A 22112-nucleotide genomic window follows, 5' to 3' on the forward strand; every position below is an offset into this window, starting at 1 on the left:
TGAGCGCTATCCTTGACAGAATGGGAAACCCCACAGGCGATGTTGGCAGCCTGAAATCATTAAATTTATAATAATTCTCATCCAGCTTTAAAGCCTTGCCATCGAACAGAGACGACAGGGCGCAAACGGAACCCTCGATGAAGACACCCCTCCCCGCCGACAGCGACACCTTGGTCCAGGACGCCGCACACTGGTGCATGCGCCTGCATGCCGAGGACTGTAGCGAGGAAGAGCGTGCCGAGTTCCGTCGCTGGCTGGCGAGCGATCCGAGGCACGCCGACGAATACGCAGCAATGGAAGAAATCTGGCAACTCAGCGAATTGCTGCCCCGCCGCTCCGACACCCCGGCGGCCGCCCCGGCCTGGCCGCGCCCGCGTACTACCCGCAGGCGCCACTGGAGAAACCAGGCGCGAGCTGCCGCGCTCGCTCTGTTCCTGCTCCCCGCCTCGGCCTACCTGGGCTGGTTGCAGGGCTGGATTCCCTCCAGCTATCAACGCTACACGGCGCAGGACAATATCCGCCACGTCACCCTCCCCGACGGCAGCGAGGTAGAACTGGATCTCAAGACCCACCTCAGCTTCGCCAACTTCAGGGACATCCGCCGCGTCGTACTGGACAACGGCGAGGCCTATTTCCATGTCACCCACGATACGGCCCACCCCTTCGTGGTCAGGGCCGGCAAGGGTTCGATCACCGTCACCGGGACCCGCTTCAACGTCTGGAAGTACCAGGACAACGTCGTCGTCACCGTGACCGAAGGCTCGGTGAAGGTCCGCAGCGAAGGCTCGGGCAACGACAGCAGCCTGACCCCGGGCATGCAGGCCAGCTACTACCCCGGGCTGCTGCAACCGCTGGTCGAGGCGGTCGATACCCGTCAGGCACTGGCCTGGCGCGAAGGCCGCCTGATTCTCGACGACCTGCCGCTGGCTCAGGCCCTACCGCTGATCAACCGCTACCTGGAGCATCCGCTGGTCCTCACCGACAAGACCAGCGCCGAACTGCGCATCGGCGGCATCTACAGCACCCGTGAGATACGCAACCTGGTGGAGGCCCTGCCGAAGGTCCTGCCGGTGGATCTCGAGCACCGCGACGACGGCAGCATCCGCATCAGCAGCCGTTACGCCCAGCTCTGAACCCAGGTTAAATTTAGCCGCCCTGGCCTCGTATATCTGGCAGTGCCCAGCCTGCCGATCCAGCGGCGGCGGTCTCTCCACGCACCGGCCGGATTCCCGAATGAGACGAACCCGTAGTACTCGTCGCGCACTGCTCGTCGCAGTCTGCCTCAGCCCCCTGATCGCCCTGGCCGCCTGGCAGGCCTATCCGTTCCGCAGCAACAGCTTCGATACCGTGAGCGTCAGCCGCGGCAGCATCGAGAGCAGCGTCTCGGCGCTCGGCACCCTGCAACCGCGGCGCTACGTCGACGTCGGCGCCCAGGCCTCCGGGCAGATCCGCAAGTTGCACGTCGAGGCCGGGGACGATGTGACGGAAGGCCAGTTGCTGGTCGAGATCGACCCCTCCACCCAGCAGGCCAAGGTCGATGCCGGCCGCTATTCGATCGAGATGCTCAAGGCCCAGCTGGCCGAGCAACGTGCCCAGTACACCCTCGCCCGCCAGCAGTACCAGCGCCAGCAGCGGCTGGCCGCCGGCGGCGCGACGCGTACCGAGGACGTGCAGAGCGCCCAGGCGCAGATGCTCGCCACCCAGGCGCGGATCGAGATGTACCAGGCGCAGATCCGCCAGGCCCAGGCCTCGTTGCGCAGCGACGAAGCCGAACTCGGCTATACCCGCATCTACGCGCCGATGTCCGGCACGGTAGTGGCGGTCGATGCGCGCGAAGGCCAGACCCTCAATGCCCAGCAGCAGACCCCGTTGATCCTGCGGATCGCCAAATTGTCGCCGATGACCGTCTGGGCCCAGGTTTCGGAAGCCGACATCGGCCGGGTCAAGCCCGGCATGCCGGCCTACTTCACGACCCTCAGCGGCGAAGGCCGGCGCTGGACCGGCAAGGTCCGGCAGATCCTCCCGGTGCCACCCAAGCCGCTGGACCAGAGCAACCAGGGCGGCGGCAGCCCCACCAGCGGCAGCGGCGGGCAGAGCGGCAGCGGCCGGGTGGTGCTGTATACCGTGCTGGTCGACGTGGACAACGGCGACCACCAACTGATGGCGGAAATGACCGCCCAGGTGTTCTTCGTCGCCGCCACCGCAGAAAACATCCTCACCGCGCCGGTCGCCGCCATCCACGACGACGGCAAGGGCGGCCAGGTCGCCTGGGTGGTCGGCAGCAACGGCAAGCCGCAGAGCCGCCAGATCAGGACCGGCATCAGCGACCGCCTGCGGGTACAGGTGCTTGCCGGCCTGGAGGAAGGCGACCGCCTGCTGATGGCCGCTCCCGACGGCAGCGACAGCTGATGGAAAACGCCACGCACCCCGTCCCCCTGATCGAACTGCGCGACATCCGCAAGCGCTACGGCGGCAATGGCACCCCGGAAGTCGAGGTACTCAAGGGCGTATCGCTGTCGATCCACGCCGGCGAGTTCGTCGCCATCGTCGGCGCCTCCGGCTCCGGCAAGTCGACCCTGATGAACATCCTCGGCTGCCTCGACCGGCCCAGCTCCGGCAGCTACCACTTCGCCGGCCACGACGTCGCCGAACTGGACAGCGACGAGCAGGCCTGGCTGCGCCGCGAGGCATTCGGCTTCGTGTTCCAGGGCTATCACCTGATCCCCTCCGCCTCGGCCCAGGAAAACGTCGAGATGCCGGCGATCTACGCCGGCATCCCGGCGAGCGAGCGGCACACCCGAGCGCGGGCCCTGCTCGAACGCCTGGGCCTGGCCGAGCGCACCGCCAACCGTCCGCACCAGTTGTCCGGCGGCCAGCAGCAGCGGGTGTCGATCGCCCGCGCGCTGATGAACGGCGGCCATATCATCCTCGCCGACGAACCCACCGGCGCCCTCGACAGCCACAGCGGCGCGGAAGTCATGGCACTGCTCGACGAGCTGGCCAGCCAGGGCCACGTGGTGATCCTGATCACCCACGACCGCGACGTCGCCGCCCGCGCCAAGCGCATCATCGAGGTGCGTGACGGCGAGATCGTCAGCGACAGCGCCAACGACGAGCGCCCGGCGCACCCGAGCGCCGGCGTCGAGCGCCACCTGCAGGCCGACGATCTCAGCCAGCGCCTCGCCGAGGGCAGCAGCGAACCCTCGGGGGCCTGGCGCGCCGAACTGCTGGAGGCGGTGCGCGCCGCCTGGCGGGTGATGTGGATCAATCGGTTCCGCACCGCGCTGACCCTGCTCGGGATCATCATCGGCGTCGCCTCGGTGGTGGTCATGCTCGCCGTCGGCGAGGGCAGCAAGCGCCAGGTGATGGCGCAGATGGGCGCGTTCGGCTCGAACATCATCTATCTCAGCGGCTACTCGCCGAACCCGCGCGCGCCGATGGGCATCGTCAGCAGCGACGACGTCGCCGCCATCGCCACCCTGCCCCAGGTGAAGAAGGTCATGCCGGTGAACGGCGGCGAGCTGGTGGTGCGCTACGGCAACATCGACTACCACGCCTACGTCGGCGGCAACAACACCGACTTCCCGGAAATCCTCAACTGGCCGGTGGCCGAGGGCAGCTACTTCACCGAGCGCGACGAAGACGCCGCCACCACGGTCGCGGTGATCGGCTACAAGGTGCGCAAGAAGCTGTTCGGCAGCGCCAACCCGATCGGCCGCTACATCCTCATCGAGAACGTGCCGTTCCAGGTCATCGGCGTGCTCGCCGAGAAAGGCTCCAGCTCCGGCGACAAGGATGCCGACAACCGCATCGCCATCCCCTACTCCGCTGCCAGCATCCGCCTGTTCGGCACGCGCAACCCCGAGTACGTGATCATCGCCGCCGCCGACGCCCAGCGCGTGCACCAGGCCGAACGCGCCATCGACCAGTTGATGCTGCGCCTGCACCGCGGCCAGCGCGACTACGAGCTGACCAACAACGCGGCGATGATCCAGGCCGAGGCGAAGACCCAGAACACCCTGTCGCTGATGCTCGGCTCGATCGCCGCGATCTCCCTGCTGGTAGGCGGGATCGGCGTGATGAACATCATGCTCATGACCGTGCGCGAACGCACCCGCGAGATCGGCATTCGCATGGCCACTGGCGCCCGCCAGGGCGATATCCTCCGCCAGTTCCTCACCGAGGCGGCGATGCTCTCGGTGGTCGGCGGCCTGGCCGGGATCGCCCTGGCCCTGTGCATCGGCGGCGTGCTGCTGCTCGGCCAGGTCGCGGTGGCCTTTTCCCTGTCGGCCATCGTCGGCGCCTTCAGTTGCGCGCTGGTCACCGGCCTGGTGTTCGGCTTCATGCCGGCGCGCAAGGCCGCCCAGCTGGACCCGGTGGCCGCCCTGGCCAGCCAATGACGGATATGTCCATGAAGAATCTCTCCCTGATTTCCGCCTGCCTGCTGCTCGGCGCCTGCGGCAGCACGCCGGCGCCCCTCGACAGCGGCCTGGCCGCGCCCAGCCAGTGGCGCTACCTGGCGGCCGGGCGCAGCGATGCCAGCGACATCCGCCAGTGGTGGAAGGCCTTCGGCGCGCCGGAACTGGACAGCCTGCTGCAACGCGCCCTGCTGAACAGCCAGGACCTCGGCGCGGCGGTGGCCCGCGTACGCCAGGCCCAGGCCTCGGCGGTGATCGCCGGCGCGCCGTTGCTGCCGGAGCTGAATGCGACGCTCGGCGCCAGCCGGCAGAAACTCCTGCGCGACTCGGGCTACAGCGGTACCGACGCGACCTCCGACAACGATGCCGTCGACTCCTTCTCCGCCGGCCTCAGCGCCAGCTACGAAGTGGACTTCTGGGGCGGTCGCCGGGCTGCCTACCGCAGTGCCCTGGAAAGCCTCAAGGCCAGCGAGTACGACCGCGCAACGGTAGAGCTGACCCTGCTCTCCGGCGTCGCCAACAGCTACCTGCAGGTATTGGCGCTGCGCGAACAGCAGCGCATCGCCAGGCTCAACCTGGACAACGCCGAGCACGTCCTGCGCCTGGTGGAGACCCGCCATGCCGCGGGCTCGGCCACCGCCCTGGAGGTCGCCCAGCAGAGCAGCCTGGTCGCCAGCCAGCGCAAGCAGCTGCCGCTGCTCGAGCAGCAGGCCCATGAGGCGCTGATTACCCTGGCCACCCTGATCGGCGAGCCGGTGCAGGCGCTACAGGTGGCCGAGCGGCCTTTCGACAGCCTGCGCTGGCCGGAGACCGGAGCGGGCCTGCCGAGCGAACTGCTCAGCCGCCGTCCCGATATCGCCAACGCCGAAGCGCAACTGGCCGCGGCCCAGGCCGACGTGCAGGTGGCGCGCGCGGCGCTGTTCCCCAAGCTGACCCTGAGCGCCTCGCTGTCGTCCGGCGCCAACCGCGCCGCCGACACTTTCCGCAACCCCTATTACAACCTGGGCGCCAACCTGCTCGCCCCGATCTTCAACCACGGCCGCCTGCGCGCCGAGCGCGACCGCAGCCTGGCGCGCCAGGAAGAACTGCTGGAAACCTACCGCAAGGCGATCCTCACCGCCTTTGCCGACACCGAACGCTCGCTGAACAGCATCGACGGCCTCGACCGCCAGCTGCACTGGCAGCAGCAGGAGCTGGAGCAGGCGCAGCGCGCCTTCGATCTCTCCGACAGCCGCTACCAGGCCGGCGCGGAAACCCTGCTGACGGTCCTCGAAACGCAACGCACGCTGTACGCGGCGCAGGATGCCGCCGTGCAACTGCGACTGGCCCGCCTGCAGGCCTCGGTCGGCCTGTACAAGGCCCTCGGCGGCGGCTGGCAGAGCGACCGCCAGGGTCTCGCGCGGAAAGACTGAGGCCCGCGTTGCGCGGGCCTCCTCCATCCTTACTCGCTCTTTCGCCGTTCAGCGCCTGAGCTGGTCGCGCGCCAGCTTCAGGTTGCGCGCGTACCAGGGCCGCCGCGGCGCACGCTTGAGCCAGCCGCTCAACTGGTCTTCTTCGCTGAAGATGATGCGCAAAGCCAGCTTCATGGTTTCCACGTCCAGCTCCACCGAGTTGCTGCTCGCCTGGACATCCGAAAGCCCGCATCCATGGGTCGCCGGGCCCAGCCAGGGATCGCCGACCTCGACCCATCGACCAGGCGCGAACCATTGGATGCCCTCCACTTCGCGGCGCTGCACTTCGCCAGGATGGAAACGCTCGTGGGCGCGATACCAGTCCTCGATGCGGTCGTCGATCCAGCCGTGGAACGACCAGAACACCGGATTCACATGGGAGGAAAACGGGTCGCCGAGGAAGTCGTTCTCCGGGCGGAACCAGCGCGGGGAAAAATCCGATGGTACCCGGTCGCTCATCACCGGCGCGCCGTTGGAAGGATCGCGAGTCACCGAAGCCCAGCGCATATGCAGCCAGTCGTGCATGCCCAGCTCCATCTCCGAGCCGAACTGACCGAGCGTCAGTTTCGCCAGGTATTCCGGGTCCTGGTATTGCGACTCCCAGACCAGGAAATTGGCGTGATAGCCCTCGGCGCTTTTCAGCCCACGCAGCCACTCGGTGTATTCGTCGTCGTCCACCGCGACCCAGGCCGGCGGGACGGAACAGCCGTCAGGGTTGTCGAAGTAGCGCAGGAAGCCGACCCGGTCGTGGGCCAGCGGTACGCCCGGCAGCGGCAGGCGCCGCCAGGACGGCAGGTCCTGCATCGAGCGCGCGGTATGCAGCATGTGCCGGTGCATGAAGAAGAAGTCGATACCGGAAGCATTGCGGTCCTTGTGACGACCACGGGCGTCACGCTCGCGGTCCAGTGGGCCGGGCTGCCAGCCGACGCCGCGCAGGGCGTTGCGCTGCTTCTCGGAAAGTCGATGCCACTTGTCCCGCGAGGCATGCCAGAGCTGGTGGAAGAGGCGATGCTGCGGCGAGATCAGCCAGGCGAGCAAGCGTTCGTTGAGGCCGATGCGCTCGCGAGCCAGCGGAAACGGGCGCTTGACCGCCACGAAGCGGAAATCCTCCTGCGCTTGCAGTGGCGAGCGCACGAGGCGCTCGATGCGACCGCTGAGGGTGCCGTCGCCGGCATTGGCCAGATTGTCCCAGACCTCGTCGAAGACCGCCGAGCAATCGTAGCTCGGGGTCATCGAGGCGGTGTTGCCGTCCACCAGGCGCCAGCGGATGCGCGCGGAGCGCGCACCGACCAGGTCGCCAAGCAGGCGGAAGCGCGGTTCCTGCGGCCCTCTCAGGCGCTCCGGAGTATCCAGGTATCCGATCAGGCCCAGCCCCCTGGGCGCCACGTCGAGCACCAGCTCCAACCCCTCCAGCGGTAACCCCGGCAGGCCGGCGTCGGCGCCGAGCAGGCGCAGGTCCCAGATACCGCGCAGGCGGTCGCCCAGGCGCATGGCCTCGGTGGCGGCCAGGTCCAGCGTCGCTTCGCCGGGCGTGGCCGGGTGCTCCTCGTCTTCGCGCAGGCGGGCCAGATGACGATGTGTGTAGTAAGCCACCGGCAGGGCAGCCGCTCCGGTGAGCGCCAAACCCGCCATGAATCCGCGTCGAGAAACCGTCATCGTCCTACCTGTTCAGCCATGAAGCTCGCTTTATCCAGCTAGAACGTTCCGTCAATCGGCAAATTTACCGGAGCCGGCGTCGCTGGCGGCACCCGGCGAATTCGTCGGCCCGCTAAATTTTCCGTCCCTGCCCTCGTCCCACCCTGACAGGTGCCCCGCTCTGCAATGCGGAACGACCGGCGTCCACCGATTTCGAACCTGACTGGGACGGCAATGACTAGAACTCGCAAAAGAACGGCGCTTTACCTCGGCCTGCCACTGCTCATCGTCCTGCTGGCCGCCGGCGGCTGGCTGGCCTGGACCCAGTGGCTGGGCAGCGCCGGCTACCCGCGCAAGGTCATGCAACACGCAGAGGAGTTGCACGAGCGCATCCTCTCCTTCGACAGTCGGATCACTGTGCCGCTGGACTTCGGCACCACCGGCAACGAGGTGGACAAGGACGGACCGGGCCAGTTGGATCTGGTCAAGGCCGGCCGCGGGCGCCTGTCCGGCGCTGCCCTGGCGATCTTCGGCTGGCCGGAGATGTGGAACGGCCCGAACGCGCCGCACAAGCCGACCCCCGGTTTCGTCGACGAAGCCCGCCACCAGCAGGAAATTCGTTACAAGATTCTCACCGGCATGGTCCGCGACTTTCCCAACCAGGTCGGCATCGCCTACTCCCCCGAGGACTACCGCCGCCTGGCCATGGAAGGCAAGTTCGCCATCGTCATGAGCATGCTCAACGCCTACCCGCTGGGCGACGACCTGTCCCAACTGGACAAATGGGCCGCCCGCGGCGTGCGCATGTTCGGCTTCAGCTACGTCGGCAACAACGACTGGGCCGACTCCTCGCGCCCGCTGCCCTTCTTCAATGACTCGCCCGACGCCCTAGGCGGCCTCTCCCCGCTAGGCAAGCAGGCGGTCGAACGGCTCAACGATCTCGGTGTGATCATCGACGTCTCGCAGATGTCGACCAAGGCCCTGGAACAGGTTGCCGCCCTCAGCCGCGCGCCCATCGTCGCCTCGCACTCCGCGCCGCGTGCCCTGGTGGACATCAAGCGCAACCTCAGCGACCACGAGATGCAACTGATCAAGGACAGCGGAGGCGTGATCCAGGTGGTCGGCTTCCCCGCCTACCTGCGTCCGCTGAGCAAACCGACCCTGGACAAGCTCAACGCCCTGCGCGCGCGCTTCGACCTGCCGCCCCTGGAAGGCCTGGACTATGCGCTGATGCCGGGCGATCCGATCATCACCATCTGGCCGGAACAACGCTTCGGTGAATACGCCAGCGCCCTCTACGGCATCCTGGAGGAGGAGCCCAAGGCCGGCCTCAAGGAACTGGTGGACGCCATCGACTACACGGTGAAGAAGGTCGGCATCGACCACGTGGGCATCAGCTCGGACTTCAACGACGGTGGCGGCGTGGACGGCTGGAAGGATGTCAGCGAAATCCGCAACGTCACTGCCGAACTGATCACCCGCGGTTATTCCGATGCCGACATCGCCAAGCTCTGGGGAGGCAACTTCCTGCGCGCCTGGGGCGAAGTGCAAAAACGCGCCAAGCCGACAGCCACCCCCTGACCACGCCGCAACGGACCTCCCGATGAACGACCGTCGTACCTTTCTCAAGCAGGCCGGCATTCTCGCCGCCGGCCTGCCGCTGCTTTCCGCTGCCCAGTCGCTCCGCGCCGAAGGCGCACCGAGCGACGCCGGCAATAAGTGGAAAGCGCTGCGCCAGCAATTCGATCTCGACCCGCAGTATCTGCACTTCGCCAACTTCCTCCTCACCTCCCACCCTCGGCCGGTGCGGGAGGCCATCGAGCGCCTGCGGGTCCGCTTCGACCGCAACCCGGGCGAAGCGGTGGACTGGCATCGCGAGGAAATCTGGAAATACGAGGACGAGGCTCGCGCCTGGGCAGGTCGCTACTTCGCCGTGCAACCTGGCCAGGTGGCGCTCACCGGCAGCACCACCGACGGCCTGGCGGCGATCTACGGCGGCCTGCTGGTGCAGCCGGGCAAGGAGATCCTGACCTCCTCCCACGAGCACTACTCCACCTACACCACCCTGGAATACCGGCACAAGCGCATGGGTACCCAGGTCCGCGAGTTCCCGCTGTTCAAGGACCCGCACCGGGTTTCCGCCGACGAGATCCTGTCCAGCATCGCCGCTCAGATCCGCCCGCAGACCCGGGTGCTGGGCATGACCTGGGTGCAGTCGGGCAGCGGCGTGAAGCTGCCGATCCGCGAGATCGGCAAGCTGGTGCGCGAACTCAACCAGAAGCGCGACGAACAGGACCGGATCATCTACGTGGTCGACGGCGTGCATGGTTTCGGCGTGGAAGACGTCAGCTTCGCCGACTTCGACTGCGACTACTTCATCGCCGGCACCCACAAGTGGCTGTTCGGCCCGCGTGGCACCGGGGTCATCATCGCCCGCTCGGAACAGCTCCAGGAGCACCTGGTGCCGAGCATCCCGACCTTCTCCCGCGCCGACAACTTCGGCACCCTGATGACCCCTGGCGGCTACCACGCCTTCGAACATCGCCTGGCCCTGGGCACGGCCTTCGAGCTGCACCTGCAGTTGGGCAAGGCCGAGGTCCAGGCGCGTATCCACCAGCTCAACGCCTACCTCAAGCAGCGCCTGGGCGAGCATCCCAAGGTCCGCCTGGTCACGCCGACCAGCCCCGAGCTGTCTTCGGGCTTCACCTTCTTCCGCGTCGAAGGCCGCGATTGCGAGGCGGTCGCCAAACACCTGATGGCGCACCGGGTAATCAGCGACGCCGTGGATCGCGATGTCGGCCCGGTGGTGCGCCTGGCGCCGAGCCTGCTGAACGACGAGGCGGAGATCGACCGGGTGCTGGAAATCCTCGCCCCGCAACTCGCCTGACCCCTTTCGCCACTCAACGAGAACCGCCATGCACGCATTATCGCCCCTGGCCCTGGCCGCACTGATCGTCGCCACCGCCCCCGCCTTCGCCGACGAAGCGAAGAAACCCGGCACGGTGTTCAAGGATTGCAAGGACTGCCCGGAGATGGTCGTACTGCCCGCCGGCAGCTTCACCATGGGCACCCCGGACGACGAGGTCGGCCGCCAGCCCGACGAGGGCCCGCTGCACGACGTGACCTTCGCCAAGCCGTTCGCCATCAGCCGCTACCAGGTCACCGCCGGCGAACTGGACGCCTACCTGAAAGCCACCGGCGTCAAGCTGGCCGACGGCGATACCCGCCCCGGCCGCGAATGCATCGCCGGCAAGCCGCGCTACCAGCAAGGCCCTCGCCAGCCGGCGGTGTGCGTCGACTACAACGACGTGAAGAACTACGCCGCCTGGCTGTCGAAGAAGACCGGCAAGCACTACCGCATGCTCAGCGAGGCCGAGCGCGAATACGGCGCCCGCGCCGGCAGCGCCGGTCCCTTCCCCTTCCCGTTCGACGAAGGCAAGGAATACAGCATCGCCAAGCACGCCAACACCTACGGCGCCAGCGATGGCTACAACTTCACCTCGCCGGTGGGCAGCTTCCCGCCCAACGCCTTCGGCGTCTACGACATGCACGGCAACGTCTACGAGTGGGTCGCCGACTGCTGGCACGACCACTACAACGGCGCGCCGAGCGACGGCAGCGCGTGGATGGAGGACAAGTGCGAGCTGGTGCAGATCCGCGGCAACGACTGGGGCGAGCCGCCGATCTTCTCGCGCTCGGGCAACCGCAACAATGCCTACCCCGACGCCCGTGGCGACTGGATAGGTTTCCGCGTGGCCCGCGAACTCTGAGGCGGACGAAGAAAGGCCGGAGCGACGCGGGTCGCTCCGGCCTTTGCGCATCCGCGACCAGGCGTTTTCAGTCCTTCTCGGCCAGCAGAGCCAGGCCTTCGTGCAAGGCCGGGAACAGACTGTCGTTGAAGTTGTTCCAACGCAGCTCGAGGATGGTGTCGTCGGGAGATATCTTCGTTTTCAGCACGTCGTGGAAGACCTCGCCGGAATCGATGCCGTTGTCCACGTAGTGGAACGAGGCGCCGGTCAGGTACAAGGGTTCGACCGGTACGCTTTCCATCGTCGCCCAGTCGACGATCTTCTCACCCCGCGCACCATGCAATGCATCCAGGGTCGCCCAGGCGCCGCGCCGTTGGTAGGGCGAGTCGGCGCGCGTGACCCCGGGATGGATATTCATGATCCGTCGGGCGAATGGCGCCCCGGGCCGCACCAGCTCATCGAGGATGACCAGCAGGCCGTCGAGGACGACGACCTCGGCGCGCAGCTCGACCAGCGTCTCGTACAGGCGTCGTTCGAAGTCGCGCTTGCCGGCCACATGCTCCGCGCTCCCGCGCGGGTGGCGACGGTAGGTGGAAGGCACGTTCAGCAGCAGATCGTTCATGCGCCGCCCCTGCACCTCCAGTTCCGCCGGGTAGAACCACTGCTGTCCAGGCCGGTAGGCGAATCCGTAGTCCTCGATCTTCTGCTGGTCGCGGGGCAGCTCCGGGTCGTCGTCGTAGATCACCCCGACCAATTCGTAGGCGTCCCCCAGCGCCGTCCGGTTCAGCGATTCGGCGAGAAACTCCAGCGGGGACTTCATGTAGCGCAGCTCGCCCTTGTAGGCCACCTGTTGTCCGGCCTTGTCGGCGGCGGCGTTTCTCAGGGACCAGATATAGGCTAATTTCCTTTTCGTCATCTCGTCTTTCTCAGGGAATGGGTCGGACTTGAGCGCGTGCTCCGGCACAGTGTTGGACTCGACAAGGGCTTCCCGGGGAACCCGCTCGAGCGTCGCTCTCACTTAAACGCAACGAACGGCCGGCCGCCGAATTTATCGTCCCCTGCGCTTTTGCCGGACGCCTCGGCGAAGCAGCGCCACAGGCTAAATTTCCCCTCCCCGGCCTCGTCTTCAGGGCAGGCGCGAGCGTGCGCCACTCCGCCATTCGCCTCTCTGCCCTTGCGTCCAGTCGGCCGCGCCGAGGAAACCCCATGTCCGCAACACCCCGTAGCGCCACTCGCGAACTCCTGAGCATTCTCAAACCCTTCTGGCCAGCGCTCAGCCTGTCGATCGGACTGGGTATCGTCGGCGGCCTGGCCATCACCGCGCTGCTCACCTCGATCAACCGCGTACTGAACGCCGAGGGCGGCATGACCAGCGGCATGATGCTGGCTTTCAGCGCGATCTGCGCGCTGGCCCTGCTCAGTTCGATCCTGTCCAACATCGGTACCAACTACGTCGGCCAGAAGGTCATCGCCCGGCTGCGCAAGACCCTCGGTGGCCGGGTGTTGTCCGCCCCGATCGAACAACTCGAACGCTATCGCACGCACCGCCTGATCCCGGTGCTCACCCACGACATCGATACGGTCAGCGATCTTGCCTTCGGCCTGCCGCAACTGGTGATCTCCCTGACCGTGACCCTTGGCTGCCTGGGCTACCTGGCCACCCTGTCGCTGCCGATGTTCCTGGTCGCCGCCAGCGCCGTGGTGCTCGGCACCATCGCCCAGTACATCGCCCGCGGCTATGGAATGGCCGGTTTCGAAGCGGCGCGCGAAGAGGAAGACCTGCTGCAGAAGCACTACCGCGGCATGGCCGAGGGAGCCAAGGAGCTGCGCATCAACCGCCCGCGCCGGCAGCGCCTGCACGGGCGTCTGCTGGACGAGACCGTGGAGCGCATCTGCCGCCTGCAGGTGCGTTCGGTGAATATATTCCTCACTGCCAGCACCTTCGGTTCGCTGCTGTTCTTCGTGGTCATCGGCACCGCCCTGGCGGTCCAGACCTGGTGGCCGACCTCCGACCGCAGCGTGCTCAGCGGCTTCGTCATGACCCTGCTGTTCATGAAGGGGCCGCTGGAAAGCGTACTCAGCCTGTTGCCGCTGATCAGTCGCAACCGTATCGCCCTGCGCCGGATCGCCGAACTCAACGAGCAGTTCTCCAATCCCGAACCCTACCTGCTGCTCGAGAACGACGCCTCCAGACCGGCTCAAGAGGTGCGCAGCATCGAGTTGCGCGATGTCGGCTACAGCTATCCGGGCGTGCCGGGCTCGACGCCCTTCCGCTTCGGCCCGGTCAACCTGACGATCCGCCCGGGAGAGATCCTCTTCATCGTCGGCGAGAACGGCTGCGGCAAGACCACCCTGATCAAGCTGTTGCTCGGGCTGTACACGCCCCACGAGGGCTCGCTGCTGCTCAACGGAGAGGAAGTGACGGCACAGGCGCGCGACGACTATCGTCAGCTGTTCACCACCGTGTTCGCCGACTACTACCTGTTCGACGACCTCGTCGACGGCGAGCAACAGTTGCCGGAAGAAGCCGGGCGCTACCTGAAGCGCCTGGAAATCGCCCACAAGGTCAGCGTCAGCGACGGCAGCTTCACCACCACCGACCTCTCCACCGGCCAGCGCAAGCGCCTGGCGCTGGTCAATGCCTGGATCGAGAAGCGCCCGGTGCTGGTCTTCGACGAATGGGCCGCCGACCAGGATCCCACCTTCCGCCGGATCTTCTATACCGAGCTGCTTCCCGAGCTGAAGCGAATGGGCAAGACCATCATCGTGATCTCCCATGACGACCGCTACTTCGACAGCGCCGACCAACTGCTGCGTCTGGCCGGCGGTCGAGTGGTCGAGGAGCTGCAACCGGCCTGAAGTGCTCTGCCTGCGAACACGGAAAAACGATTTTTGTTTTCCGGTTTCGCGCCGACCAAACGTCTCAATGGGAAACCAAATAACAATTATTCCCAATCATGACATCCATAAGAGTACTAGAGAGCATGCCAGCACTCCGCACACTCCCCCGTTTCACCAAGGCTCTAGTGATGCGCAACACCCTGACGCTGCATCCGCGCCTGAGCACCGCCGCCCTGGCCATGGCCCTGTTGGCGCCGATCGCCAGCCAGGCCGAAGCGCAGAAGATCCAGTTCGACATCGGCGCCCAGTCCCTGCCCAGCGCCCTGCGCCAGTTCGGCCAGCAGAGCCAGTTGCAGGTGCTTTACAGCGCCGATGAAGTGCAAGGCCTGCGCAGCAACCCGGTCCGCGGCCAACTGAGCGTCGAGGCGGCTCTCGCCGAACTTCTCCGCGGTACCGGCGCCAGCTACAGCCTGCAAGGCTCCAGCGTTACCATCAGCGCCCAGCGCTCGGCGGACTCGGTGGACCTCGGCGACATTACCGTCACCAGCCAGGAGTCGGCCTGGGGCCACGTCAACGGCTACGTGGCCAAGCGCAGCGGTACCGGCACCAAGACCGACACCCCGCTCAAGGAAATCCCCCAGACCATCAACGTGGTCACCCAGGATGAGATCAAGGCGCGCGGTTCGCAGACCGTCACCGAGGCCCTGCGCTACACTCCGGGGATCACCGGCGGCGGCTTCGCCGACCGGGTGAAGATCTTCGACGAGCCGACCTCGCGCGGCTTCAGCCCGGCGCCGATGTACCTCGACGGCCTGCACATGCCCTACGGCGGCGGCAGTACCGGCGGTGCCCTGCAGATCGACCCCTATACCCTGGAACGCATCGAGGTGCTGAAGGGGCCGGCATCGGTGCTCTACGGCCAGAACGAACCGGGCGGCATCGTCAACATGGTGTCCAAGCGTCCCACCGCCACCCCGATCCGCGAAGTGGTGCTCGGCGGCGGCAGCCAGGACCGCCGCTACGGCGCCTTCGACGTCGGCGGCGCGCTCGATGAACAGGGCACCTACCTGTACCGGCTGACCGGTGTGGGCCGGGACATCAACTCGGAGATCGACTATGCCGAGCAGAAACGCTTCATGCTGGCGCCGAGCTTTACCTGGAACCCCAACGAGCAGACCAGCCTGACCTTCTACGGCCAGTACCAGAAGGACAACGACGTGCCCGAGGCCCAAGGCCTGCCGGCCTACGGCACGGTGTTCAGTACGCCCAACGGGCGGATCAAGCGCAGCACCTTCATCGGCGAGCCGGGGCTGAACTCCTACGACCGCGACCAGTTCGTGTTCGGCTATGAGTTCAGCCACGAACTCAACGATGTCTGGACCTTCAAGCAGAACACCCGCTACGCCTATCTCGACGACCAATACGTGGCGCCACTGCACGGTTACAGATTCGTACCCAACCCGAACACCGGTGCCGATGACCGACGCTATGCCACGCGCTATGGCGTGGACTGGTCGCAGACCAACAAGGCCTTCGGCATGGACAACATGGCCCAGGCCAAATTCAAGACCGGCGCGATCGATCACACCGCGCTGATCGGTATTGACTACTACCACTTCAAATCCAAGTTCTTCGGTCTCTACTCGAACCAGGAACCCACCACGATCATCGATCTGTACAAGCCGGTGTACGGCAGCAAGTTCACCTTCACCAATCCCTATCGCTGGAACCGCACCACCGACCAAACCGGAATCTACTTGCAGGACCAGATGAAATGGAACCAGTGGTTCCTGACCTTCGGCGGACGCTATGACTGGGCCAAGACCGACACCAAGGAAACCGGCGGCAAGGTCGACGCGAAGGACGAGAAGTTCAGCGGCCGCGCCGGCTTCGGCTACGAGTTCAGCAACGGCATCGTGCCCTATGTCAGCTACTCCGAGTCGTTCCAGCCGGTCGGCGGGTTGAACATGGACGAAGGCAACAAGGCCTTCAAGCCGACCACCGGCAAGCAGTACGAGGCCGGAATCAAGTACCAGCCGCCGGGGCAGAACAGTTTCATCCAAATGTCGGTCTACCAGATCGACAAGAAGAACGTGCTCACCACCGATCTGCTGAACCCCAACTTCAGCAAGCAGTCCGGCGCCATGCGCTCCAAGGGCTTCGAGCTGGAAGGCAAGGCCAGCCTGACCAACAATCTCGATGTCATCGCCTCGTTCTCGCGCAACGACATCAAATACACCAAGGACAACGACGGGCGCAAAGGCCGCCATCCGGCCGGCACGCCGCCGATGACCGCCGCGGTCTGGCTGGACTACACCCTCGGCGCGGATACCGCGTTCGCCGGCCTCGGCGCGGGGATCGGCGCGCGCTACACCCGCGGCAGCGACGGCACCGAAACCGCCGACGGCCACTTCACCATCCCGTCCTACACGCTGTACGACGGCAAGCTGTCCTACGACTTCGAGAAATCCCCGCTGCAGGTGAAAGGCCTGAAGGTGCAGGTCAACCTGGAGAACCTCGAGGACAAGAAGTATGTCAGCCGTTGCTCCTCTGATCTCGACTGCTACTACGGCCAGGGCCGTACCATCACCACCGACCTGACCTACAACTGGTAAGGCGTCCCGGGAGGCCGCTGGCCTCCCCTCGCCCCAGCCTTCATGAAAAAAACCCGCCAGGAGAACCTGGCGGGTTTTTTTCATGGCGAATGCCGAAGTCTCAGGGTGCCAGGGCCGCCACCAGCGCGTCGGCGATCATGTCCTTGGCTTCGTCCGCCTCGTCGACGATCGCACCCATGCGCAGGAAGTCATGGGTCATCCCCGGATAGACGCACAACTCCACCCGGGCGCCGCCCTGGCGCAGGTGCTCGGCATAGGCGATGCCCTCGTCATGCAACGGGTCGCACTCCGCGACCAGCAGCAACGTCGGCGCCAGGTCAGCCGGCACCACGCCGAGCAGCGGCGAGAAACGCGGGTCCTGACGGTCCTCGGGGCTACGCTGGTAGTGCTGGTAGAACCACTCCAGGCTGTCCTTCTCCAACAGGTGGCCAACGGCGTAACGCTCGATCGATTGGCGCGTGCGGCTGGCATCGGTGACCGGGTAGATCAGTACCTGCAGACGCGGTTGCGAGGCGTCTCCCCGCAGCGCCAAGCGATGCGACAACACCGCGCACAGACTGCCGCCGACGCTGTCGCCGGCAACCGCCAGGCGTTGCGGATCGATGCCTAGCCGCGCGGCTTCGGCAGCCAACCAGCACCAGGCATCCTCGGCGTCCTCGGCGGCGGTCGGAAAACGCCACTCCGGGGCCAACCGGTAGGCCAGAGAAAGCACCACGCAACCGGCGCGCTCGGCCAGGCTGGCGCACAGCGCGTCGTGGGAGTCCAGGCTGCCGACGACGTAGCCGCCGCCATGCAGGTAGAGCACGCCCGGCAACGGCGGCGACGCGGACAGCCCCTGGGGACTGTAGAGGCGCGCCGGCAACGGCGTACCGTCCCGCGCCGGGACGAACAGCGTCTCGACGCGCGGCAGCGGCTCGTCGAGGCCTGGGTCCATCAACGCCGACGACTGGTCGAACTGCTCGCGTGCCTGTTGCACCGTCAACTGGTGCATGGGCAGGCTCTTGCCACTGCTGCGGCCGTTGCCGACCAGTTCCAGGTATGCCGCGATATCGGGGTTCAAGGCCATTTCATAGTCTCCAACGGGCCGGCCCCGGCGGGGCCGGCCAAAGCTTCGTCATGAATAGACGAGGCTGCCGTGGATTTCTTCAAGCGCCTCCACCAGGGAGTCGAGCACCTCCTGCGCATGGGGTATCTGGAAATGCCCGCACGCGGCGACCCGACCGGCCAGAGGCTGACCACCCAATTGCCGCGACAGCGCCCGCACCTCTTCACCACGCCCGCGCGTCCACCAGCACAGCGGCCGGACCTGGATCGGCGAGCAACTATCCAGTTGCCCGGAGAGTTGCTTGAGCTGCCGGGCGACCAGGAATACCTGGGCCAGTTCGTCGCAGCCCAGCCCTCCCTTCCCGGTCTGGCCGACGCCAAGGCACTCGGCGATGGCGGCGCTGACGTTGTCGCGCTGCTCCAACCCGGCGGCCAGTGGCGGACGGGTTTCCAGGCCGGCGCTGACGCTGAGGAAGTCCAGCAGATCCTCGCGCCAGTCATCGGCGGCGGGCGCCTCGGTTCCCGGCACATAGCTGTCCAGCAGACCGAGGAAGGCCACCTGCTGTCCCTGCCGCTCGAGCTCGGCGGCCATCAGCATGCCCAGGGTCCCTCCCAGCGACCAGCCGAGCAGGTGATAGGGACCCTCGGCCTGGCGCTGGCGGATCAGCGCGACGTAATCCTCGGCCATCCGTTGCAGGGAAACGTCCCGCCAGTTCGGATCCAGCAGCGAGCGGGCCTGGATCGCCAGTACGCTACGGCGGCCATTCAGGCGCCGGGCCAGCGGTTCATAGTCGAACACCGTGCCGAAGCCGGCATGCACGCAGAACAGCGGCGGGCATCCGTCCACCGCCGCGTTCAGCGCCAGGATCGGCGACGGCGGCGCAGCGCTGTCGTCGTACCCGGACAAGGCGGCGATGCTCGGCTTCTGGATCAGGTCGCGCAGCTTCAGGCTGAAGCCCAGCTTCTTCAGGGCACGGGCCTTGGCCACCACCTGCATGCTGAGGATAGAGTCGCCACCCAGTTCGAAGAAGTTGTCGTGCACACCGATCCTTGCGATACCGAGCACTTCCTGCCAGATACCAGCCAGGGCCAGCTCCAGCTCATTGCGCGGCGCCACGTAGGCCTCGCTGGCGGTGACGTCGATGTCCGGCAGCGCCTTGCGGTCGATCTTGCCGTTCGGCGTCAGCGGCATCGCCGGCAGCAGGGCCAGGTGCGCCGGCACCATGTACTCCGGCAGATCGCGCTTGAGGCGCTCGCGCAAGCGCTCGAGCAGGCCCGAGGCGTCCGCGCCATCTTCCGCGACCACATAGCCGAGCAGTTGCTTGCCACTCGCCGCGTCGCGGGCAACCACCACCGCTTCGCGGACCTCGCCGGCATCCTGCAGGCGCGCCTCGATCTCGCCCAGTTCGATGCGGAAGCCCCGCACCTTGACCTGGTTGTCGATGCGCCCGAGGTAGTCGAAGGTGCCATCCTCGCGCTGACGAACCAGGTCGCCGGTGCGATAGAGACGCTCGCCGGCACGGCTGAACGGGTTGGCGACGAAGCGCTCGGCGCTCAACCCCGGCCGCTGCAAATAGCCTCGCGCCAGGCCGACGCCACCGAGGTACAGCTCCCCGGCCACGCCCGCCGGCAACGGGTTCAGGTCAGCGTCCAGGACATAGCCGCAGCGCTCGCCGACGAAGCTGCCGATGGGCGCATAGGCAGCGCCGCATTCGGTGTCCATGGCAGCCTTCCAGATCAGCGGCGTGACCACGGTTTCCGTCGGGCCATAGCCGTTGATGATGTAGCGCGGTTTCAGCGCGCGCTTGGCCAGTTCGAAACCGGCCACCGGCACCGCGTCGCCGCCGAAGCAGTAGATACGTACCGGCGGCGGGTTGCCGTCACGCTCGGCATGCTCGGCCAGCTGTTGCAGATAGACCGGCGGGAACGCGGCAACCGTCACGCCGTGGCGTTGCATCGCCGCGTAGGTCTGCTCCGGCGTCCACAGCGCATCGTCGCGCAGCAGCAGGCTGCCGCCGTGGCCCAGGGCGGTCAGCCAGCGCTCATGGGCGCCGTCGAAAGCGAACGACATGAAGTGCAGCTCGCGATCGGCCGGGGTCATCTCGTAGCGCTCGCCGACCGCGTCGATGTGCATCGCCAGAGGACCATGGCTCACCGCGACGCCCTTGGGCAGGCCGGTGGAGCCGGAGGTATAGATGACGTAGGCGAGGTTGGCGGGATGGACCTCGACCTGCGGCGCCTGCGCCGGATGCTCCAGCAGATCCAGGCGGTCCAGGGCCAGGGCGGGCACGCCGGCGGGCACCGGCAATTGCACCAGCGCCTGGCTTTCGCTCAGCAGCAGGGCGATGCCGGAGTCCTGCATCAGGTAAGCCAGTCGCTCACGCGGATACGCCAGGTCCAGCGGCACATAGGCGCCACCGGCCTTGAGCACGGCGAGCAGCGCAACGACCAGTTCGGTGCCGCGCGGCAGCGCCACACCGACCCGCACATCGGCCGCCACGCCGCGCTCGACCAGCGCATGCGCCAGGCGGTTGGCCCGCGCGTCCAGCTCGGCGAACGAGTGGCTGCGCTCGTCGAACACCAGCGCGGTGGCGTCCGGCGTGCGCCGGCTCCACTCGCCGATGCGCTGGTGTACCAGCGGATACCGATCCGGACACGCGCCATCCGCCAACGGCACCCGGGCACTCGGCAAGCCGATGTTGCCCAGGCGGCACTCGGCGTCGCCGCTCAAGGCTGCGAGCAGCCCTTCCATATCCGTGCGCAGGCGCTCGACCGAAGCCACGGCGAAGTGCTCGCGCAGGAACATGTATTCGATCGCCAGGCCGGAATCGTCGCTGGTCACCATCAGGTCCATGGGGAAGTTGGTCAGGCCTGCGCTGCGCATCTCGCCGAAGCGCAGCGAATCGTCGCGCCAGTCACGCAGCGTCCGGTCAACCGGATGGTTCTCGAACACGATGATGCTGTCGAACAGCGATTGACCGCTGCGCCCGGCCCAGCGCTGGATGTCGCTGAGCGGGGTGTACTCCTGCTCGCGCATCTCCAGGTTGTAGTCCTGCAAGGCTCTCAGCCAATCGCCGACGCACTGTTCCGGCGCCACTTCGCAGACCACCGGCAAGGTATTGATGAACAGCCCGAGGATCCGTTCCGACGCCTCCAGGCTGGCCGGCCGACCGGCAACGGTGGCGCCGAAGGACACGCAGCGCTGGCCGCTGTAGCGACTCAGCAGGAGCAGCCAGGCGCCCTGTACCAGGGTATTGAGCGTCACTCGCTGGGATTGGGCGAAACGTTTCAGGTGCTCGGTGGCATCGCTGTCCAGGCGCGTGTACAACGCCTGGTGCCCATATCCTTCGCGGGCAGCGTTGAAGGCGTCGGCCAGATAGGTCGGCTCGTCCATGCGTGCCAGTTGGCGGCGCCAGAAGGCCTCGCTGGCCTTGCCATCGCGCGCCCGCAGCCAGGCGATGTAGTGCCGGTAAGGGACGGCGGGCGGCAGGCTGCCGCCGGAATAGAGTTCGAGTATCTCGCCGAACAGCTGCGAAGTGCTCCAGCCATCGATGAGAATGTGGTGGTAGGTCCAGATCAACTGGTAGCGATCCTCGCCCAGGCGCAGCAGGCGTATCCGTTGCAGCGGCGGCTGGCCCAGGTCGAAGCCCTTGCGCCGCTCCTGTTGCGCGACCTGTTCCAGCGCTTCGTCGCTTATCGCCCGCCCACGCCAGTCGAGGACCTCGAACGGCAGCCCGGGATCGGCCAGGACAAATTGCAGGGGCTCTTCCTGGTCCAGCCAGAGGAAGCCGCTGCGCAACACTTCATGACGCTGCGCCACCGCCGACCAGGCGCGTTGCAGGCGCTGCGGATCGAGTCCGTCGACCGCGATGCTCAATTGGTTGATGTACAACTCGGCGTCCGGGCTGTTCAGCCCGAGGAACAGCATGCCCTGCTGCATCGGCGAGAGGCTGTAGAGGTGTTCCAGCCGTTCGTGGGGCAACGGCAGCGCCTGCACTTGCTGCGGCAGCAGATTGTGCAGGACGGCGCTGTCGGGCACGCTCGCCGGCTCTGCGACGGGCGCCGCCGCGCTGCAGCGCTCGGCCAGCTTGCGAATGTTCTGCAGCTGGAACAGGTCGCGCGGGCTCAGTTGCAATCCGGCCTGGCGCGCTCGACTGACCACCTGGATCGAGACGATCGAGTCGCCGCCGAGGGCGAAGAAGTTGTCGGTCACGCCAACCCGCTCGCGTCCCAGGACATCCGCCCAGATCGCCGCCAGTTGCCGCTCCGGTTCGCTGGCCGGTGCCACGTATTCGCCGAGTCCGTCTTCCGCCTCGATCTTCGGCAACGCCTTGCGATCCAGCTTGCCGTTCGGACTCA

13 protein-coding genes are annotated in these 22112 nt (G+C 66.6%); 9 read left to right on the forward strand and 4 right to left on the reverse strand.

Annotated features, from left to right (window positions below; all coding sequences use genetic code 11):
* Positions 1 to 137: 137 nt before the first annotated feature.
* The 4 genes from HMPREF3014_RS32650 (at position 138) to ompQ (ending at position 5830) form a co-directional block, all read left to right on the forward strand.
* Positions 138 to 1133, forward strand: coding sequence for a FecR family protein (locus HMPREF3014_RS32650; protein ID WP_003144014.1), 996 nt, complete (start codon positions 138 to 140; stop codon positions 1131 to 1133).
* 100 nt (positions 1134 to 1233) lie between these two features.
* Positions 1234 to 2409, forward strand: a complete 1176-nt coding sequence (pvdR, locus tag HMPREF3014_RS32655) for a pyoverdine export/recycling transporter periplasmic adaptor subunit PvdR (protein WP_003089547.1) — start codon at positions 1234 to 1236, stop codon at positions 2407 to 2409.
* Positions 2409 to 4400 carry a pyoverdine export/recycling transporter ATP-binding/permease subunit PvdT gene (pvdT, locus tag HMPREF3014_RS32660; protein ID WP_023087489.1) on the forward strand — a complete coding sequence of 664 codons (1992 nt, stop codon included), beginning with the start codon at positions 2409 to 2411 and terminating at the stop codon, positions 4398 to 4400. Before pvdR ends, pvdT begins: the two co-directional genes overlap by 1 nt.
* A gap of 5 nt (positions 4401 to 4405) precedes the next feature.
* A complete protein-coding gene (gene ompQ / locus HMPREF3014_RS32665; protein ID WP_003120134.1) occupies positions 4406 to 5830 on the forward strand; it encodes a pyoverdine export/recycling transporter outer membrane subunit OmpQ in 1425 nt (474 codons plus the stop codon).
* Between the two features lie 48 nt (positions 5831 to 5878).
* On the opposite strand, the gene pvdP is transcribed toward ompQ, so the two are convergent.
* Positions 5879 to 7525, reverse strand: coding sequence for a pyoverdine maturation tyrosinase PvdP (gene pvdP, locus HMPREF3014_RS32670; protein WP_003163333.1), 1647 nt, complete (start codon positions 7523 to 7525; stop codon positions 5879 to 5881).
* A 213-nt stretch (positions 7526 to 7738) separates the two neighbouring features.
* Here pvdP and pvdM point away from each other — a divergent pair, with 213 nt between their 5' ends.
* Genes pvdM through HMPREF3014_RS32685 form a run of 3 tightly spaced genes read left to right on the forward strand, consistent with a single transcriptional unit; the run spans position 7739 to position 11274 of the window.
* Entirely contained in the window at positions 7739 to 9085 is a 1347-nt protein-coding gene (gene pvdM, locus HMPREF3014_RS32675; RefSeq protein ID WP_023087488.1) for a pyoverdine-tailoring dipeptidase-like protein PvdM, read from the forward strand.
* Positions 9086 to 9107: 22 nt separating this feature from the next.
* Positions 9108 to 10391 (forward strand): pyoverdine-tailoring periplasmic protein PvdN, encoded by a 1284-nt coding sequence (gene pvdN / locus HMPREF3014_RS32680; RefSeq protein WP_003122677.1) that lies wholly within the window; start codon positions 9108 to 9110, stop codon positions 10389 to 10391.
* Positions 10392 to 10419: 28 nt separating this feature from the next.
* Positions 10420 to 11274 (forward strand): dihydropyoverdine dehydrogenase, encoded by an 855-nt coding sequence (locus HMPREF3014_RS32685; protein WP_003110606.1) that lies wholly within the window; start codon positions 10420 to 10422, stop codon positions 11272 to 11274.
* Positions 11275 to 11341: 67 nt separating this feature from the next.
* Here HMPREF3014_RS32685 and HMPREF3014_RS32690 read toward each other — a convergent pair whose 3' ends face one another.
* On the reverse strand, positions 11342 to 12169 hold the full coding sequence (locus tag HMPREF3014_RS32690) for a formyl transferase (protein WP_025921231.1): 828 nt from the start codon (positions 12167 to 12169) through the stop codon (positions 11342 to 11344).
* Positions 12170 to 12459: 290 nt separating this feature from the next.
* Between HMPREF3014_RS32690 and HMPREF3014_RS32695 the strand changes: the two genes are divergently transcribed.
* The gene (locus HMPREF3014_RS32695) at positions 12460 to 14112 is read left to right on the forward strand and encodes a cyclic peptide export ABC transporter (RefSeq protein WP_003116932.1); all 1653 of its coding nucleotides are present in this window, start codon (positions 12460 to 12462) and stop codon (positions 14110 to 14112) included.
* Positions 14113 to 14282: 170 nt separating this feature from the next.
* A complete protein-coding gene (locus tag HMPREF3014_RS32700) occupies positions 14283 to 16709 on the forward strand; it encodes a TonB-dependent siderophore receptor (RefSeq protein ID WP_003144001.1) in 2427 nt (808 codons plus the stop codon).
* A 100-nt stretch (positions 16710 to 16809) separates the two neighbouring features.
* On the opposite strand, the gene HMPREF3014_RS32705 is transcribed toward HMPREF3014_RS32700, so the two are convergent.
* Positions 16810 to 17775 carry an alpha/beta hydrolase gene (locus HMPREF3014_RS32705; protein WP_003122673.1) on the reverse strand — a complete coding sequence of 322 codons (966 nt, stop codon included), beginning with the start codon at positions 17773 to 17775 and terminating at the stop codon, positions 16810 to 16812.
* A gap of 48 nt (positions 17776 to 17823) precedes the next feature.
* Positions 17824 to 22112: non-ribosomal peptide synthetase (locus tag HMPREF3014_RS32710; RefSeq protein ID WP_141765732.1), on the reverse strand; the 4289-nt coding region annotated here is incomplete at its 5' end.

Source organism: Pseudomonas sp. HMSC065H01, from assembly GCF_001815235.1.
GTDB classification, from domain to species: domain Bacteria; phylum Pseudomonadota; class Gammaproteobacteria; order Pseudomonadales; family Pseudomonadaceae; genus Pseudomonas; species Pseudomonas aeruginosa.

Coding starts and splice junctions, on each gene's coding strand:
- ompQ (WP_003120134.1), top strand. CDS start 4,406: ATGTCCATGAAGAATCTCTCCCTGATTTCCGCCTGCCTGCTGCTCGGC.
- pvdT (WP_023087489.1), top strand. CDS start 2,409: ATGGAAAACGCCACGCACCCCGTCCCCCTGATCGAACTGCGCGACATC.
- HMPREF3014_RS32650 (WP_003144014.1), top strand. CDS start 138: ATGAAGACACCCCTCCCCGCCGACAGCGACACCTTGGTCCAGGACGCC.
- pvdR (WP_003089547.1), top strand. CDS start 1,234: ATGAGACGAACCCGTAGTACTCGTCGCGCACTGCTCGTCGCAGTCTGC.
- pvdM (WP_023087488.1), top strand. CDS start 7,739: ATGACTAGAACTCGCAAAAGAACGGCGCTTTACCTCGGCCTGCCACTG.
- pvdN (WP_003122677.1), top strand. CDS start 9,108: ATGAACGACCGTCGTACCTTTCTCAAGCAGGCCGGCATTCTCGCCGCC.
- pvdP (WP_003163333.1), bottom strand. CDS start 7,525: ATGACGGTTTCTCGACGCGGATTCATGGCGGGTTTGGCGCTCACCGGA.
- HMPREF3014_RS32705 (WP_003122673.1), bottom strand. CDS start 17,775: ATGGCCTTGAACCCCGATATCGCGGCATACCTGGAACTGGTCGGCAAC.
- HMPREF3014_RS32695 (WP_003116932.1), top strand. CDS start 12,460: ATGTCCGCAACACCCCGTAGCGCCACTCGCGAACTCCTGAGCATTCTC.
- HMPREF3014_RS32685 (WP_003110606.1), top strand. CDS start 10,420: ATGCACGCATTATCGCCCCTGGCCCTGGCCGCACTGATCGTCGCCACC.
- HMPREF3014_RS32700 (WP_003144001.1), top strand. CDS start 14,283: ATGCGCAACACCCTGACGCTGCATCCGCGCCTGAGCACCGCCGCCCTG.
- HMPREF3014_RS32690 (WP_025921231.1), bottom strand. CDS start 12,169: ATGACGAAAAGGAAATTAGCCTATATCTGGTCCCTGAGAAACGCCGCC.